Source organism: Pseudoalteromonas ruthenica (assembly GCF_008808095.1).
GTDB lineage: Bacteria > Pseudomonadota > Gammaproteobacteria > Enterobacterales > Alteromonadaceae > Pseudoalteromonas > Pseudoalteromonas ruthenica.
Genome location: NZ_CP023397.1, coordinates 685,889 through 701,986, shown reverse-complemented (window position 1 = coordinate 701,986; position 16,098 = coordinate 685,889). Strand labels below are relative to the sequence as shown.

General features: G+C 48.1%; 20 protein-coding genes. 9 read left to right on the top strand and 11 right to left on the bottom strand.

All coding sequences use genetic code 11. From position 1 onward, the window contains the following. Positions 1-7: 7 nt before the first annotated feature. From PRUTH_RS18350 to dapA, 5 genes are all read right to left on the bottom strand, one after another. Complete coding sequence (locus PRUTH_RS18350) at positions 8-253, bottom strand: acyl carrier protein (RefSeq protein WP_022945170.1); 246 nt, start codon at positions 251-253, stop codon at positions 8-10. 13 nt (positions 254-266) lie between these two features. Next, on the bottom strand, positions 267-530 hold the full coding sequence (locus PRUTH_RS18345) for a phosphopantetheine-binding protein (RefSeq protein ID WP_045979917.1): 264 nt from the start codon (positions 528-530) through the stop codon (positions 267-269). Next, a complete protein-coding gene (locus PRUTH_RS18340; RefSeq protein ID WP_151174150.1) occupies positions 527-1,297 on the bottom strand; it encodes a lysophospholipid acyltransferase family protein in 771 nt (256 codons plus the stop codon). The genes PRUTH_RS18345 and PRUTH_RS18340 overlap by 4 nt, the downstream gene beginning before the upstream one ends. After that, positions 1,287-1,988 carry a beta-ketoacyl synthase chain length factor gene (locus PRUTH_RS18335; protein ID WP_052698251.1) on the bottom strand — a complete coding sequence of 234 codons (702 nt, stop codon included), beginning with the start codon at positions 1,986-1,988 and terminating at the stop codon, positions 1,287-1,289. Before PRUTH_RS18335 ends, PRUTH_RS18340 begins: the two co-directional genes overlap by 11 nt. Positions 1,989-2,178: 190 nt before the next feature. Beyond that, positions 2,179-3,096, bottom strand: coding sequence for a 4-hydroxy-tetrahydrodipicolinate synthase (gene dapA / locus PRUTH_RS18330; RefSeq protein ID WP_151174149.1), 918 nt, complete (start codon positions 3,094-3,096; stop codon positions 2,179-2,181). A 170-nt stretch (positions 3,097-3,266) separates the two neighbouring features. Between dapA and PRUTH_RS18325 the strand changes: the two genes are divergently transcribed. The 4 genes from PRUTH_RS18325 (at position 3,267) to PRUTH_RS18310 (ending at position 5,772) form a co-directional block, all read left to right on the top strand. Beyond that, positions 3,267-3,920, top strand: coding sequence for a DUF6058 family natural product biosynthesis protein (locus tag PRUTH_RS18325; protein WP_151174148.1), 654 nt, complete (start codon positions 3,267-3,269; stop codon positions 3,918-3,920). A 264-nt stretch (positions 3,921-4,184) separates the two neighbouring features. Then, complete coding sequence (locus PRUTH_RS18320) at positions 4,185-4,439, top strand: type B 50S ribosomal protein L31 (protein WP_022945176.1); 255 nt, start codon at positions 4,185-4,187, stop codon at positions 4,437-4,439. Then, positions 4,436-4,579, top strand: a complete 144-nt coding sequence (gene ykgO, locus PRUTH_RS18315) for a type B 50S ribosomal protein L36 (protein WP_022945177.1) — start codon at positions 4,436-4,438, stop codon at positions 4,577-4,579. The genes PRUTH_RS18320 and ykgO overlap by 4 nt, the downstream gene beginning before the upstream one ends. Before the next feature lie 110 nt (positions 4,580-4,689). Then, complete coding sequence (locus PRUTH_RS18310) at positions 4,690-5,772, top strand: substrate-binding domain-containing protein (RefSeq protein ID WP_052698250.1); 1,083 nt, start codon at positions 4,690-4,692, stop codon at positions 5,770-5,772. Positions 5,773-5,788: 16 nt separating this feature from the next. Here the strand turns inward: PRUTH_RS18310 and PRUTH_RS18305 are convergent, their stop codons facing one another. The 6 genes from PRUTH_RS18305 to ybaK form a co-directional block, all read right to left on the bottom strand. Then, positions 5,789-6,190 carry a cytochrome b562 gene (locus tag PRUTH_RS18305; RefSeq protein ID WP_151174147.1) on the bottom strand — a complete coding sequence of 134 codons (402 nt, stop codon included), beginning with the start codon at positions 6,188-6,190 and terminating at the stop codon, positions 5,789-5,791. A gap of 64 nt (positions 6,191-6,254) precedes the next feature. Further along, positions 6,255-6,905, bottom strand: a complete 651-nt coding sequence (locus PRUTH_RS18300) for a flavin reductase family protein (protein WP_151174146.1) — start codon at positions 6,903-6,905, stop codon at positions 6,255-6,257. 17 nt (positions 6,906-6,922) lie between these two features. Beyond that, positions 6,923-7,633, bottom strand: a complete 711-nt coding sequence (locus PRUTH_RS18295; protein WP_151174145.1) for an SDR family NAD(P)-dependent oxidoreductase — start codon at positions 7,631-7,633, stop codon at positions 6,923-6,925. Further along, positions 7,612-8,001, bottom strand: coding sequence for a thiol-disulfide oxidoreductase DCC family protein (locus PRUTH_RS18290; RefSeq protein WP_130146940.1), 390 nt, complete (start codon positions 7,999-8,001; stop codon positions 7,612-7,614). The genes PRUTH_RS18295 and PRUTH_RS18290 overlap by 22 nt, the downstream gene beginning before the upstream one ends. Positions 8,002-8,100: 99 nt before the next feature. Beyond that, positions 8,101-10,362 carry an acyl-CoA dehydrogenase gene (locus PRUTH_RS18285; protein ID WP_151174144.1) on the bottom strand — a complete coding sequence of 754 codons (2,262 nt, stop codon included), beginning with the start codon at positions 10,360-10,362 and terminating at the stop codon, positions 8,101-8,103. Positions 10,363-10,641: 279 nt separating this feature from the next. Next, on the bottom strand, positions 10,642-11,103 hold the full coding sequence (gene ybaK, locus PRUTH_RS18280; RefSeq protein WP_151174143.1) for a Cys-tRNA(Pro) deacylase: 462 nt from the start codon (positions 11,101-11,103) through the stop codon (positions 10,642-10,644). Positions 11,104-11,361: 258 nt separating this feature from the next. Here ybaK and PRUTH_RS18275 point away from each other — a divergent pair, with 258 nt between their 5' ends. The 5 genes from PRUTH_RS18275 to PRUTH_RS18255 all read left to right on the top strand — a co-directional run bounded on the left by PRUTH_RS18275 (position 11,362) and on the right by PRUTH_RS18255 (position 16,052). After that, positions 11,362-12,174 carry a hypothetical protein gene (locus tag PRUTH_RS18275; RefSeq protein WP_151174142.1) on the top strand — a complete coding sequence of 271 codons (813 nt, stop codon included), beginning with the start codon at positions 11,362-11,364 and terminating at the stop codon, positions 12,172-12,174. Then, positions 12,175-13,215 (top strand): substrate-binding domain-containing protein, encoded by a 1,041-nt coding sequence (locus PRUTH_RS18270; protein WP_022945186.1) that lies wholly within the window; start codon positions 12,175-12,177, stop codon positions 13,213-13,215. Beyond that, positions 13,215-14,705 (top strand): ABC transporter permease, encoded by a 1,491-nt coding sequence (locus tag PRUTH_RS18265; protein WP_138508307.1) that lies wholly within the window; start codon positions 13,215-13,217, stop codon positions 14,703-14,705. Before PRUTH_RS18270 ends, PRUTH_RS18265 begins: the two co-directional genes overlap by 1 nt. Before the next feature lie 21 nt (positions 14,706-14,726). Continuing rightward, a complete protein-coding gene (locus tag PRUTH_RS18260) occupies positions 14,727-15,749 on the top strand; it encodes an ABC transporter ATP-binding protein (RefSeq protein WP_151174141.1) in 1,023 nt (340 codons plus the stop codon). 78 nt (positions 15,750-15,827) lie between these two features. Continuing rightward, positions 15,828-16,052 (top strand): hypothetical protein, encoded by a 225-nt coding sequence (locus PRUTH_RS18255; RefSeq protein WP_151174140.1) that lies wholly within the window; start codon positions 15,828-15,830, stop codon positions 16,050-16,052. The last annotated feature ends 46 nt before the right edge of the window (positions 16,053-16,098 follow it).

Here is a 16,098-nt window from a genome sequence, read left to right as displayed (position 1 = left end):
AGGTGCCTTAAGCGACTAGTTTATGTACTTCATCAACCACATCCGATACCGTGCGTACCTGCTTAAAGGCTTCAGGTTCGATCTTTTTACCAGTGATTTCACGCAGCTTGACGACTAAGTCGACGGCATCAATGCTATCGAGATCGAGATCTTCATACAAGCTGGCTTGCATGGAGATATCATCGGCTTCAATTTCAAAGTCGTTTTCTAAAATGCCACGTAATACGTCGTAAATTTCAGCAGCGGTTTTCATGTCTTCTTCACTCTTAGGCGTTGTTGCGGGATTGTTCGATAAACTCAGCGAGCGCATTAATTGAGGCAAAATGCGCTTTGGTTTGCTCTGAATTGGCATCAATTTTCACATTAAACTCTTTTTTAATCGCCAAGCCGAGTTCTAAAGCATCGATGCTATCTAGACCAAGGCCGTCAACAAACAAAGGTTCGCTGTCATCAATGTCATCAACGCTGACATCTTCCAGGTCTAAACTGTTTATAATTAGTTGTTTTAGTTGTAATTTTAACTCATTCATAATTTTTCTACTTGGTTATGAAAATAGGTTTGCAAATACCGAGTCAGCGCGCGCGACTGCACACTTACCGGTTGTTCATCTTGCAGCCATGGCTGCGGCTGCTCTTGAGCAACTTGCAGATGCATGTGCGCTTTCACGGGCGCCACTCGATACCAAGGCACCCCTTTGGTTAAGGTGCTCGGCTGCATTGTAATTAACACCGCCCTTATGGGACATTGTGCTCGTAAAGCAATATTTGCCGCTCCACGCTTAAAACGGTTCAGTCTGCCACCGTGAGAGCGCGTACCTTCCGGAAATATAATGAGATTATTACCTTGTGCTAAAGAGCGCTCACAATCTTCGAGCAGACCTTGTGGGTCGGCATTACTTATATAGCCAGTGCTTTTTATCACGCCACGCATAAACGGGTTTTTAAATAAGTGGGCTTTAACAACACAATCAGCATTGGGAATGGCAGATATCAGCACCACTACGTCAATGAGGCTGGGGTGATTAGCCAATACCAACTCCCCTTTTAGCGTTTTCAGCACCTGTTTGTCATACACGTGAAAACCAATAACGCCCAAAGTATCCATCAATGCCACGAAGAAGCGAAAGCTATAATGCACCACTTTTCGAGCCCGAGCTTGACGCACATGCGGTTCGTGATAACACACACGCTGCAACGGGAAGACCAATACACTGAGCACAACACCGCCAAGACCAAAGACACTGAAACAAAAACCAGTGCCCAGCACACGCCAACAATAGTTCAGTTTACTGAGCATAATGCCAACGCCACTTTCCTACATCTATCGACTGATTGTGGATTGCGGCGTGCGCAAACCGTAGCGCCGATAAAGACGGTTCTGGTTGAGCATCAAGCAACTCTTGAAGGTCATAGCCATGCCCATTGATATTTTTTTTCAGTACTAGGGCAACACAATGATCCACCTGTTCTTCGTCAGCGTATTGCGCGTATATGTCAGGGAGCGCCCTATCAACATGAAGAAGTAAAACACGCTCAGTATCCCCACTGTGTAACTGCAAGTATGCTTCGATGAGCGCACTTGAGAAAGTGCTCCGACCACCTGCAATCGCACTTACTGCAGCGGTATTGTTTGTTAGTATTGATAACAAACCGGAAACTGCATTATGTACTGAAAGACCAAATTGAGTTGGCGACAATGGCTGCTGCTCAACTAATTGCTCGAGCAAATCAGACGTTTTATGTAAATCGCCGTGACGCGAGGAGAACACAACAGGCATTGCGTGTGCATCTATATTAACCATATTGGCACAGCTAAGCGCCATTTTCGCAAATAAGCTCAGACGCCGGCGCTGCATCGGCTTCACCCAGCTGACATCAATGTCGCTGTTAATTGTTGCCAAAGAAGCAATAACGTCTGTTATTGCTGGGTCTTTGACCTGCGCCGTCGGCGGCACATATATCGCTAACTTTTCAACAGCACACTTCATCGCTAAAGTCCGTTTTCCACAAGGGCGCAAATAGTACTGGATTGTTATTTAAATAGCAAAAAATGTAGCACTAATTAACTGCAGGTTAAGGGAGTGGAATGTCCAAGCAGTGCCCCAGCTATTGCAGGTTATCGACAAAGAAGTGAATGGCGAGTGCGCAACGCGCACTCTAACTTTGGGCGTGGTTGCTTTAGATATAGACGACGGCTTGTTTATCTATCATTTCCGGCTGCGCGTCGCCAACTAGCTCACCGCGTTGCAATTGCGCCATGAGCGCCTTGCCTTGGGCTTGCTGCTGCTCGCTCAGTGGCACATATGGAAGTCTAAACACCGGTTTAACCGCTGCGGTCATCGCCAACGCGGTATTGATAGCAACCGGGTTGGGTTCACAAAACAGCCACTGCATGAGCGGCTTAAGCTCCTCATTGCGCTGCGGTTGTGGTATGCGCATCAAATCACAAAATAACTCAGGTATCAGGTTGGTTGTTACTGAAATCACACCGTGGGCGTCAAACTCATGGATTGCATCATGCGCTTCGTCGTCGTTGCCTGACCAGCAAGCAATGCCCTGGCGCTCGTAGGCGGCAATACGTTCATTACCACCGCACTCCTTGACGCCGACAAAGTTTTTATGCTCTGCAAGCGGAGTCATAATATCAGGAGTCAGATCCTGACCCGTACGCCCAGGGACGTTGTAAATAAAGGCAGGGCCAATATCAAGAAGGCGGTTAAAGTGCTCCTTCAACCCCGCCTCAGAGGTACGCCCATAATAAGGATTAATCTGCAACGATGCATGCATCCCTGTTGCGAACCCATAGGTGGTTGCTTTAATCGCTTCGCGGGTGTTGTTACTGCCGGTATTCCCCACTATCAATAACTTATCAGCAAACTGCGAAACACTGTGGGCAATAAGCATCAAGTGCTCTTCCCAATTCATCAGTTGACCTTCACCCGTCGTACCGCCGACCACAATACCATCAACGCCAGCGGCGATTTGTCTTTCAACTAGTTTATCAAAGGTGGATAAGCATACCTCACCCGTTTGTGTATAGGGCGTCTTTATCGCCGTGATCACACGAGCTTGGCGTATTTTTTCCATTGAGCGCATAGAAATAATCTCATTTATTCTTTTATAGCAACATTTAATCATATCCATCGCCGCAATGGCAGATGTCTATGACTGATAGACGTGTTTATGCTAACAAATTATACACCTTGCATCTGAATTGCATTTGAACCACAATAACTGTACATATATACAGTTAGCTAAATTTACCAATGCATCTACTCGACTACCTTGAACAGTTCTACTACCGCGAAGAGTCTTTGTGTCAGCTGCTCGGTATCGAGCAAGAACAATTACAACACTGGCAACACTTACGCATATTTCCTCAGGCCAGCTATAGCCTTGAGAACAGTATTCAGTGCCACTCTTACCAAGGGATCTTTCCCTGCCAAGTATTTTGGCAGTATTATCCCGTAGCCATGCAAGATTGGGGCAGACAGCTGCAAAAGTCCAATATTGAAAGTGCTAGCACGGCATTTATTCTGTTTGCTCAACGTGCGCAGGGGGCGTTACAAAACTTGCAACAAGACGGCGTATTCATTGATGAGAGTTATACCGAAGACTTTGACGAGCGCCTCACACACCTTTGGCAGCAATTTCTCACTGGTCAATTCGGCACACAAACTCGCAATGGGCAAATAGAAGAAATCATGCAAATGGATGCATTGCGTTATAGCATTGATACGATTACTGAGGGACTCACTGTTCACGCTCTAGACAAAACCCAACGTCAACAGTTACACCCTGTTATGAAGCAGTTTTCCAAAGTGTTGATTCAGCCGCCAAGCCATGAATATGACCAGTCTTTGCGTGCTCGCTACCTGGATAAATTGACCATGAAGTATGATTTATCAGTAAAAATGTAGAGTGGCTGTGCTACATCACGTGCTTACAAGTATTAGCATCAGGTCAGTACGCCTTTATATGACTTGGCGCGCTCAGCCCTGTTTATTTGCTAATGAGGGTGCAAAATAACGCACCCGCCTCTACTAAAACAGCTCTTCAATGCTAAACATCACTGTGCATGGCTTCTGGCCTGCGCGTTGCAATAAACGCGTCAAACAAATGAGAATTAGTTGCAACAACCTCAATCAAGTGATATGTTATCACATAATTAAGGAGGTATTGCTATGAAACCTAATATTCACCCTCGCTACCAAAAAGTGGCCTTTCATGATACATCAGCTGATCAATACTTTGTGATTGGTTCAACCATTCACACTGACAGAACCGTAACCCTTGATGGCGTTTCCTACCCTTACGTCGCTATTGATATCTCTAGTGCGTCTCACCCCTTCTACACCGGCAAACAAAAAGCCGTAGGTAAAGATGGTCGTATTGCCCAGTTTAATCGTCGTTTTAAAGGCTTAGGAGCAAGAAAATGAAAGTATTGAGCTCTTTGAAAAGCGCCAAGAGTCGCCCCGGTACGCAAGTGGTAAAACGTCGCGGCCGCGTATTCGTTATTTGCAAATCCAACCCTCGCTTTAAAGCAGTGCAAGGAAAAGGCGGCAAAAAGCGCAAATAATGTAAAAGTGGTGCGTAAATAGCCAATTGACTGTTTACCCACCAGTCTAAACTTTACTGTTTGTGGCCCTATGCATACACTTAAATCTCTTCCGCTATTGCATGGTCACAATGAAGTATCTTCTGTTTACACTGCTCTGTTATATCGCCCTCGCCTTTATCAGCCCCCAGGTCGAGGCGCAAACTGCATCACCAGCGCTAAAAGTCTACTTTGTGAATCCCGGTCATCAATTTAATAATGCCACGGGTTTGTTTTGGCGTGATGTGAGCTCTGCCATGAACAGCGTCGCAGAAGATTTAAATATCGAATTGACGGTGAGTTACGCCAACCGAAACCACATCTTAATGAAGTCGCAGCTACGCCAAGCAATGAGCAGTGATGCCGACTACCTTGTTGTGGTTGACGAAAAGAAGGCGGTAACACAGTGGCTCAATGGCTCTCCCGAAATCACCAAGCCTATTTTGTTTATATTTAACGCCCCAGATGACGAGGTATTAGAAACTAAACCACAATGGTTCATTGGTTATCTTGCCCCCAATAACTTCGACGCAGGCTATCAGTTGGCAAATGCTTTATACCACATTGCGAAGTCGCGCTTTGCTCATGGCACAACCCTCAACTTATTAGCTCTGCATGGAGATTACAGCACTGACTCGGCAATCAGCCGCAAGCATGGCTTAGAACTTTTCTTACGCCAGCATCACGATATTAAGTTAGTACACAGCGATGTCGCTAATTGGTCTCAAGAGGAAGGGTTTCGAAAAAGTATCCGAGCCTTAGCCCGGTTCAAAGAAATTAATATGGTGTGGGCGGCCAATGACCCCATCGCCAACGGTGTTGTCCGTGCTGCCCGTAATGCTCGGGGAGAGACGCAGCCTGTTATCGGCGGTATCAATTGGGACAAGGTCCCAAGCAATGTCAGTGCAGATGTATCTGTCGGCGGGCATGTACTGCTCGGAGCCGCTGCGCTTATTGCTCTTTACGATGCCCATATACTTGAGCGGCCCTTCGGCTCTGATGCCAATTACCCAATATTCGCCGCCAATGATCCGCAATTTACGCCCCTTATTAATGCGTTGCACAATAAGGGACTAGGGGATATCGACTTTACTCGGTTTAGCAAAACTGCAGCGCAACCGTTAGATTTCACTTTATCCAACCTCGCGCAATGCTTAGCATCGCGCTGCCCTTAAAAACGAGTATTAATCGTTAGCCGAACAATAGCTCCCAGAAGCCTGGCGGTTCATGCAGCTCATGATACTTTTTACGCAGCATATCGATGTCTTTAAGAGTTTCACGGGCAGCCTCAAGTTGCCCCTGAGCAAGTTGTTGTTCAGCCGAGGCTATACGCTCAAGCACCTTATCCAACCCCTGTTGTGATTGCTCTGCTGCCTTTGAGAAGCGCGCTCGTTTGGCCTCTTGTACAAGCTCTTTCAGGTCCTTCAGAGCATTACTCATGATTGTCGGTTGCTGCGCCTTCATTGCTTGTTTGTAGCTATGGCCCATGTTTTTCATCACCGCTTCAAGGTCGATCTGCTGAGATTGAGCCTGGGACAAACATGGCAAAGTAAATAAAATAAGGGCGCCGAAGCGCTTTAGTAATGGCAACATAGTTACATCTCTTGTCTTTTGAGTCGCTATTGTACCGATGCATCGACAGGACACAAGCGCCCTGTCAATCCCCTTTACACTTCGCCTCAAGCACTGTCGGTTCACTGTCTGGCTGGGCGTAATGTAAGCGCCCCAGAGCGTGACCCACATGATAGCCATCTAACCCCGCCACCGCGACCGTTTGCAAGCTGTTGAGGTCGATATGGCCATCTTCAAACAAGGCCGGCTGCTTAAGTACCACCTGTTCGATTTCACCGATCAACATGATGGTACCGTTGTACTCTATTGGCTGCTCGCTTAGCAGCTTTACGCTATAACAAAGCTGACTCTCGGCCACACTGGGCGCGGGGCAATCAGCAATAAATTCGGCAGTGAGGCCAGTGGCTGAGAACTCACTCTCACCTGCTGGGTATTTGGCCGATGTTTGATGCGCCTGCTGCCAAAAGGACTGGTGAACTTGGTTCAAGGTGTACCAACCGGTTTCCCGAATATTGGCCAGAGTGTGGCGCTCGACCACATCCGGGCGCATGATCATCCCCACCAGCGGGGGCTGCGCCCCTAGGTGTACCACTGAGCTGACAATAGCAAGATTCTGCCGCCCTTGATGATCTGCAGTGCCCACTAAATTGGCACTTTTATAGCCAGACAAAGAGTTAACAAAATGAGCGCGATACCGCGATGGCATCTGCTCAATGTCGTGTTTACTAAAATGCATAAAAACGCTCTTAATAATTAAAATTGAATAGCAGATTTGTCCCAGTCAAAGTAGCCACACTCAGGTAAGTCCTGCGTTTCCAAAGTGAGCTCGCGCAGCCGCTGAGCCACAAACGCAGGCGTAAACAACTTGTGTTCGGGAACATTTTTTTGAAAAGGTTTAGACAGTGGTGTATCCGTGGTGCCGGGATGAAACAGCACGAATTTTGCTTGTTTGTGGGTGCGTCGAACCTCCACAGAAGCGGTTTTCACTAACATATTCAGTGCCGCCTTGGAGGCTCGATAACTGTACCACCCTCCCAATCGGTTATCGCTAATGCTGCCAACTCGGGCGCTAAAAATGGTTACCACAGACGGTTCATTACGAGGGACTAATACCGGTGTATGCTTAAGCCACAACATGGGAATGAGGGTGTTGGCTCTTATCACCTCATTGAATTGCTGTTCATTAAAGGCCGATAAAGATTTTTCTGGAGCCACGCCTTGGCCATGCAAAACACCATTGCAGATGTAGATATAGTCAAATCGCTGCCCGTTGAGCTCCTTTACCCATTCATTAATAGCCTCATCATCATAGTCAACGAGGTAATGTGGGCTGCGCTCAAGTTGACTACGCGAAACCGATGTAACCTCCACCTGTTGCTGTTCAAGCTCCTCAATAAGGGCTTTCGCGATTGCGCTGGAAGCGCCGATGATCAACGCCTGTTTCATGACTTGGGATTGCGACATTGGTTATTCGCACACTGACTAGGCATTAATAACCGAGAAACAGGGAGGCGATAACGAGCGAAGAGTCGGTAAGCGATATCCGCAAACCATTTAATGACCGGCCAGCGTAAAACAGCCAGCCATCGCATCTTGCCGACTTGTCGCCACACTCGCACCGTGGCATCTAAACCGAGGTACAATTGCCCCTGTTCGTCCACGGCATGCAAAATACGATTAGCAGCGCTGAATTGCACCTGCGGATAAGCGGCCATGGTATGACTATCGTGAATATCTACGAGCTGAACTTCATCTCGTATATCCGCTTGTTTTAGTTTTCTCATTTCCGCCACACACAGTGGACATTGCGCATCATAGAATAAGGTGATCATACTTACCTCCGCAAACAAATACGCACCATAGATGGGAGAGGATCAAAAAAGCCCTTGGCCGGAGCTCAAGGGCTTGTGTGATGCGTTGGCATCTATCAGTTAACTAGCATTACGCAACGTCGTGGTTTCACCATCGGCGCGCTCACCATTAGGAGTTAATAAGTTCATATCGTAATCAAACTCATCAACACGAATAGCCAGCTCACGCTTGTTGTTATAGTCAATCAGTGAAGCGTACTGCTGCGCGTCAATAACGCTTGCCGCTAACGCATTGTCGAGAGTTTCGCTAAAGCGCACGCCCGAGCGGATCTGTTTCGACTTAATAGCCTTGCGCACTTTCGCTAGGCTGTCTAGGTTAGCCAGTTTTGCTTTGTAAGCTTGCTCATTAATATCATGGCCATCACCTGGCGTTGGCTTAACGAGATGCGTCAGTTGCGCTTTAATATTGGTATCAAGCTGTGCTTGTTTCGCCAGCTCACGTACCAACTCGTCGCCGATAGCAGGCATCTTGTAGCCATACTGCCATGTCAAAAAGCGCATGAACTTACGCGTACCTGACGCGGGGAAGTTATCCAAAAATGCATGCAATGCCTTTTCCGCCTGCTGCAACGCCCAACGAGTTGCATAGTGGAAGTAAGGAGCTGCTTGCTCTCTATCCTCAGCACTGACTTTTTGCTCATAGTATTTAATAGATGCCATAGCTGCATACATGTAGCTCATCACGTCACCTAAACGCGCTGACAACATTTCTGCTTGCTTAAGCTTGCCACCTAACACCAATAGCGAGAAATCTGCGTACACCGCTAAACGAGAGGATAGCTTATGTACCGCTTTTTCATATTCACGCACCTCTGGCAAGTTTGATTGACTTGACGCAGTGAACGGGAGCATGCCGTGCTTAAATGCCCGAAGTGCGTTTGCTGTGCTATAACCCACAGTTTTGCGCAAGATGCGATTGAACGTCGCGTCGGCACCTTTTTCCTGTGAGTGAATCGCCTCAACCATGTTTTGCAGGTACGGGTGACAACGCATTACACCTTGACCAAAGATCATCAGGTTGCGCGTCAAAATGTTTGCGCCTTCAACGGTGATAGCGATAGGCTGCGCCACAAAGCCGCTAGCTAGGGTGTTTTGCGGGCCGCGTTGAATCGCTTTACCGGCCTGAATATCCATTGCTGAATTAAGCACATCGCGACCAATTTCAGTCATGTGGTATTTGGCAATGGCGGTTACCACTGATGGCTTCAAGCCCATGCCAAGTCCTTCGGTGGTCAGCACTCGCATGGCTTCTTGTAAGTAAGTTTTGCCAGCAATATCCGCGAGTTTTTCCTGGATACCCTCAAATTGGCCAATAGCCAAGCCGAATTGCTCACGCACAGCGGCATATTCTGCCGCGCCTTTAAAGGATACTTGTGATACCGATACGCCCAGTGCAGGTAGTGAAATACCGCGCCCTGCGCCTAAACAGCTCACCAGCATTTGCCAACCACGACCAATATTCTGTTGTCCGCCGATGATGAACTCCATCGGGATAAAGACTTTCTCGCCGCGTGTCGTGCCATTATAAAAACGCACGCCCATCGGGTCGTGACGATTGCCTAATTGCACGCCAGGGTGGTCATGAGGAATAAGCGCACAAGTGATACCTAGGTTTTCTTTGCCACCGAGTAGGCCATCAGGGTCTACTACTTTGAACGCCAAACCAAGAACAGTCGCGATAGGGGCTAAGGTGATATAACGTTTGTCCCAAGTGACCTCAAGACCCAATACTTTCTTACCCTCAAACTCGCCTTCTTTAACCACACCAATGTCTGGAATACCACCGGCGTCAGAGCCGGCCTCAGGGCTGGTTAGCGCGAAGCAAGGAATGTCGCGGCCATCAGCTAGGCGTGGTAAATAGTGATTTTGTTGCTCGTCAGTGCCGTAGTGAAGTAGTAACTCACCTGGGCCTAGAGAGTTAGGCACCATGACCGTCACTGCCACCGCCGAGGATTTCGTTGAGATTGTCGCAACGATGGTAGAGTTTGCATATGGGCTGAACTCTAAACCGCCAAACTTTTTCGGGATGATTAACGAGAAAAAGCGCTCTTTTTTAAGAAATTCAAGAATATGCTCAGGGAGATGATTACCCGATTGGATTTCGGTCTCGTCAATCATCTCAAGCAATTGTGCCACTGGGCCGTCGAGGAATGCCTGCTCTTCGGCACTCAAGGTTGCCGCTGGCACATCGCGCAGGGCAGCAAAGTCAGGTTTACCCCGGTAAATCGAGCCCTCTAACCAAACATCACCAGCGTCTAGCGCCTCTTGCTCGGTAACAGAAATACTCGGAAGGATTTTTTTCAATTTAGTACGTAAGCTCATAACCAACTCATCAGACCAGTTAATTTACCCACTATTACGGCATAAAAATACAAACAGATCAATTGGTCCAACCAGTTTTTTAACAGAAATTTCAATTCCCGTTTAAGTTGGTGCAATTAACATATTGAAATTAAATGGCTTTAAGCGAACAGGTGTACGCTGAATTTTTTTGTTGTTTGTCTTGGTATCGGCTGAGACAAAAAAGGCAGGCGGGCTGTAAATCAAAACAATACCCAAAAGCTCGGGTAGTTAAGACAATGAAAAGGCACAGAGCCTGTGTTAGAAGACACCGAATTTTACCGGGAGCAACTGTGCTAACACATCAGGTGCAATTGCCAGCTCAACGCCCCGCTTGCCTGCGCTGACATAAATACGCGCCTGGTGTTGTGCACTTTGATAAACAAAGGTCGGCAAGCGTTTTTTTTGCGCAAATGGGCTGACTCCCCCAAGCACATAGCCGGTAATGCGCTCAACTTCACTCGCACTGGCCATCGCCACCTTTTTACACCCCACTAATTTTGCCAGCGCTTTGGTATCGACCGTGCGATTGACTGTCGTAATGGCGACAACATAGTCATTATTCGCGGTTTTAAGAACCAAGGTTTTGAACACGCTTTCACAATCTAGAGAGAGCTTGGCAACGACTTCCTGACCGTAATTGTCAGCTTGAGGGTCATGGCTAAAACTGAGCAACTCGTATGCGTGTTTGTGCTTTTCTAATAGGGTCACAGCGGGGGTCATAGTGTGTCCATATCTTTATCATCTGTAACTTAAAGCATACTGCGGGGTTAGTTCTTTGTCTATGTTTCAGAACCTAGCTAACTATATGATAACAAGGCTCTTATGTTAATTCTCTGTAACTTTAACCTAAGTTTCATAAAAGCTTCGTTAGGATGTCATGAAATCACTCCTAAGGGGTTGTCTGCGTATTGATTAAGTGCGTCTCGAGGGATATGATAATAGCTATCATTTACACTTATACTTTTCGGTAATCTAATTATGAAAACATGGTCACACTCTATAAAACTCGCGGGCCTTGGCCTTGTTCTAGCCTCTGCCGTAGCCACTCAACCAGCCTTTGCAAACGGTCCAATTGGTGAGCACGTAAATCACCTACAGGAAAACTTAAAAGACTATTCAGAAGAAGTTGAATGGATGGTTGGCAAGGTTGATATCTTAGTCGGAAAATATGAACAGCAAGGCAAGAAGTCAGTAAACAGTGATGAGCTCATTGAATACTGGGAATCGGTTAAGTTCCACAGTGCCATTGAAACTAATTATGTGCCGGTTTATGCCTCGATTTGGCAAGGTTTGTATGGTGTAAAAATGGCCATTGATAATGGCGAACCTAGCAGCAACGTGCGTACCCAACAACAAGCCATGAATGCAGCCTTGTGGCAGGGTCTTGGGGCTGTTAAACTTGCCGCGCAGTACCAACAAAAGGGCTTGCTTGAGAGCGTTAAAATCACAGCAACGGAGTCCATGACCCAAAGTGCGACCATTGTTGAAATCAAGCACAAACTGGACCGCGTGGTTGCCAAATACGCAGAGCGCCTTAATGAAGAAGCGACCAGCATTGTCCACGATACCTACTTGCACCTTTTTGAAGGCGTAGAGGGCACGCTGATTGAGCAAGACGCTAACCTCGTTGAAGTACTAGAGAAAGATTTTAACGTTACGCTGCCTAAAGCCATCGCTGATGATAAAGGCGTTGATGCGGTGCGCAACGTTGTCATTGATATGCAAACAAAATTAGACCGCGCTAAGGCGTTGATTGAGAAAGCCGAAAAAGCACGTAAGGATGTATTTTAAGTGAAGCGTAGGACCTTTATTCAAGGCCTAGCTGCGTTAGGGGTGGCTGGTGCCTTGCCGCTGCCTCTGTCACGTGCATTTGCCGCGACCACAGCCAGTCCTGTTTCTGTTGATCAGTTACCGCGTTTAGAGGGGAAGCTGACGCTTTACCTCGGTCGCGGTGAAGGTGGCTTGTATGAAAACGTGTTACAAGCCATCCAAGACAAAAACCCCAAACTAGAGCTTGGGATCCGTCGTGGTCCGACTGCCGCTTTGGCAAATACTATTGTAGCCGAGGCTAAAATGGGCGTGCAGCGCGCCGATTTGTTCTGGGCCGTCGACTCTGGCGCTATAGGTCTGGTCACCGATGCAGGCCTAGCTCATCCCCTACCTGATGATCTGTCTGCCCAGCTTCAGCCCCAGTTCCGTTACCCTGGTTGGGCACCGGTGACTGGCAGGGTTCGCACTTTACCCTACAACACTGAGCGTCTAAGTGCTGAGCAGATCCCAACAGATATTATGGATATTGCCGAGAGCGACTTGAGCATCGGTTGGGCGCCCGCTTACGCTTCGTTCCAATCATTTGTCACGGCCATGCGCCTCATAGAAGGTGATGACAAAACCGCTAAATGGTTAAAGAAGGTGCAAAAACGCGCCAAATCCTACGCTGGCGAACTGGGCGTAGTGATGGCTGTTGAACGCGGTGAGGTAGATATTGGTTTTGCTAACCATTATTACACCTTAAGGTTGAAATCCGGTAAGCCCGATGCCAATTTAGCGTTAGCCTTTACCAATAATGATGCTGGCTGTTTAGTCAATGCCTCTGGTATTTTGGCTCTGAGCGAAGACCCATTAGCAGTGAACTTTATGCGCTACTTACTAAGCGCCGAAGTGCAAAGTTATCTCGCCCAGGAAGCCTATGAAATTCCGCTTATAAGCGGTGTTTCGCAGCCACAAGGGTTGCCGCCACTGGCTAGTATTTCACCACCCAAAGTAGACTTAACGCAACTAGCAGATTTGCGACCGACTCTCGATTTAATGCGCGCCAGCGGTGTGTTGTAATGCGCCTACCTGCGTCTTACCCTCTAGCGCTGCTCGCGGCGCTAGTTGCCCTAACCCCTGTGTATGTGCTGCTGAGCTTAGCAAGTGACGCTAACACCCTATTTGACAGTCATAACCTCGAGATTCTCGGCAACACCTTAGCGCTAATGGCATTGACCGTGTTGGGCTCCATCCTTATCGGCGTGCCTTTGGCGTTTATAAGCGCTTATGTGCACTTACCACTGAAAAAATTCTGGTTAGTGCTGTTTGCCGCTCCCCTCGCTATCCCGAGTTATATCGGTGCATTTACCTTGTATGCCGCATTCGGTCCTGGTGGCGAAATAGAAGGGTTGTTTGGCCTGACCACCGCGCCTATGTATGGTCTCAGCGGCGCAGCGATAGTGATGACCCTTTATACCTTTCCTTTTGTGATGATGACCACCCGCTCGTCGCTATTAAGCTTAGATGCCAGTATGGTCAACGCTGCGCGCACTTTAGGAATGTCCATGACCGGCAGTATTTTTAAGGTGATTTTACCGCGCGTGGTCAATGGTATCGCCGCCGGCTCGCTACTGGTGGCGTTGTATACCTTATCCGATTTTGGCACCCCAGCGATGATGCGCCTGGATACCTTCACCCGCGTTATCTACGTTGAATACAATGCCTTTGGCCTAAACCGAGCAGCAATGCTGTCATTACAGTTAATGTGCATTGTTGGTTTTTTATTGTTTTTAGAATCACAAATAAAAACCGCCACCGAGCGCCATGGTCGTGCGCTTGTCCTGTTCCCCAGTCGCTTGCAGTTAATGGGGTTATTTACCATTTTCACACCTATTCTGATGCTTGCTATTGGTTTGCCTTTGGCTATTTTTATGCTTTGGCTCGCCCGTGATGGCGTTGCCGATTTTGACATAAATATCGCCTGGAACTCGGCGTATGCGTCGATTATAGCCGCGCTCACCGCCGTGATTGTCGCTATCCCCGTTGCCCATGCAGCACTGACCGGCAAAGCCGGGCGTATTATGGAGCGCGTCACCTACTTTGGTTTTGGCATTCCCGGAATTGTTATGGGTACAGCATTGGTTTATGGTGGCCTGCAATTACCCCTGCTCTATCAAACCCTCGCCTTATTAGTGATTGCCTATGTACTGCGCTTTCTCCCTTTAGCCGTAGGTAGCATTCGTACCAGCACTGAACATTTGGATGGCAGTTTAGTCAAATCCGCACGGGTATTAGGTGCTTCTCCGAGGGAGGCCTTTATGCGCGTGACTTTGCCCCTGACTGCACGCGGCATTGTCGCTGGTGCTGCACTGGTATTTTTAGAGTCTATGCGCGAGCTCGAAGCAACTTTATTGCTTGGTCCAACTGGCTTTGAGACCCTGTCTACCTACCTATGGCGAGTGTATGAGGCCGGATATTTTGGTCGCGCAGCAATTCCAGGGCTACTTCTAGTAGTGATCTCCGCCGGCGGCCTCGCTATTATGCTTTCAGGCGAGAAACGCAGCAGTTAAACGTGAAGAGGAAACCTAAACATGCTATCTGTAAGTAGGCTGTCTATCGATTACGGTAGCAATCGCGTTGTCAGTGAACTCGACCTGGCTCTTGATAAAAGCGAAATTTTGATGCTCGTAGGCCCCACAGGCTGTGGAAAAAGCACGATTTTACAGGCCCTCGCCGGGCTTATTCCCATCAGTGAGGGGCAAATCGATGTTGGCAAGTGGCGCGCTACCCCCACGCAAACGGTGCCTCCTGAAAAACGCAGCGTAGGTATGGTATTCCAAGACTTTGCGCTGTTCCCACACTTAAATGTGCAGCAAAATATTTGCTTTCGTTTAAAAGACCACACCTTGGCCGATCATTGGATTGACTTACTTGGTCTGCAGGCATTTCGCGATAAAAAGCCAGCCACCCTCTCCGGCGGCCAAAAACAGCGTGTTGCCCTGGCCCGCACTTTGGCGCATCAACCGGATTTTGTGCTACTGGATGAACCCTTATCAAATCTAGATGCAGCGCTCAAAGACACGCTACGCTGGGATATTCGCAATGCTTTGAAAGAAGCCGGCGTGCCCGCTATTTGGGTGACCCACGACCAAGAAGAGGCACTCTCTGTGGGTGACCGCGTCGGGGTGCTCCGCGATGGTAAAATTCAACAGATTGATAGCCCAGAAAAATGCTTCAGCATGCCTAGCAATCGCTTTGTCGCACGATTTTTGGGCGAAGCAAGCTTTATTCGCGGACAACATCAACACCACCAAGCCAGTACCGCAATAGGAATAGCGCCAGTAGTAGGCATTGACGACAGCGCAGCGGAAGTAGACGTGTTGCTGCGCCCAGACGATGTGTTATTAGCGCAAGATGCAAACAACAGCAATGGTGTTGTTACTTGGGTCAGGTTTGAAGGCGGCAGCAGACTGTGCGCGATTGAACTTCCCTGCAAAACCACGGTGACCAGCCGCGTGAGCCATGAAATGCTAGTGCGCCCTGGCGATAAAGTACATGTTTCATTAAGCACCTCACACCCATTAGCCGCATTTACAATCCAGAGTAGCACTTAGTTACGGGATAAAGTTCGCTCTCACCGCTGGTTGTGTACTAAGGTTAGTTAAGGTATACGAGCGAGTGGGTGAGAGACAATGCTGAGTCGAAATATCCGCCTTGCCAGCTTAGCGGTCGTGGCGGTACTCCTTACGTGGCTGATTTCAGGTGAGTACGATTACTGGCAGCATCAACGTCAATGTGCAGCACGCTGCGAGCAACTAACGCGTAGCGCGCCATCCGTACACGAGGTGAGATACCACGAAGATGTGCAGTTGTGTCGTTGTTCAGACGTTACAGAACAAGCATTGCTGCTCAATTAGATACAAAAAAAGCGCCTTGAGGCGCTTTTTTTACTTTAACGAGCTC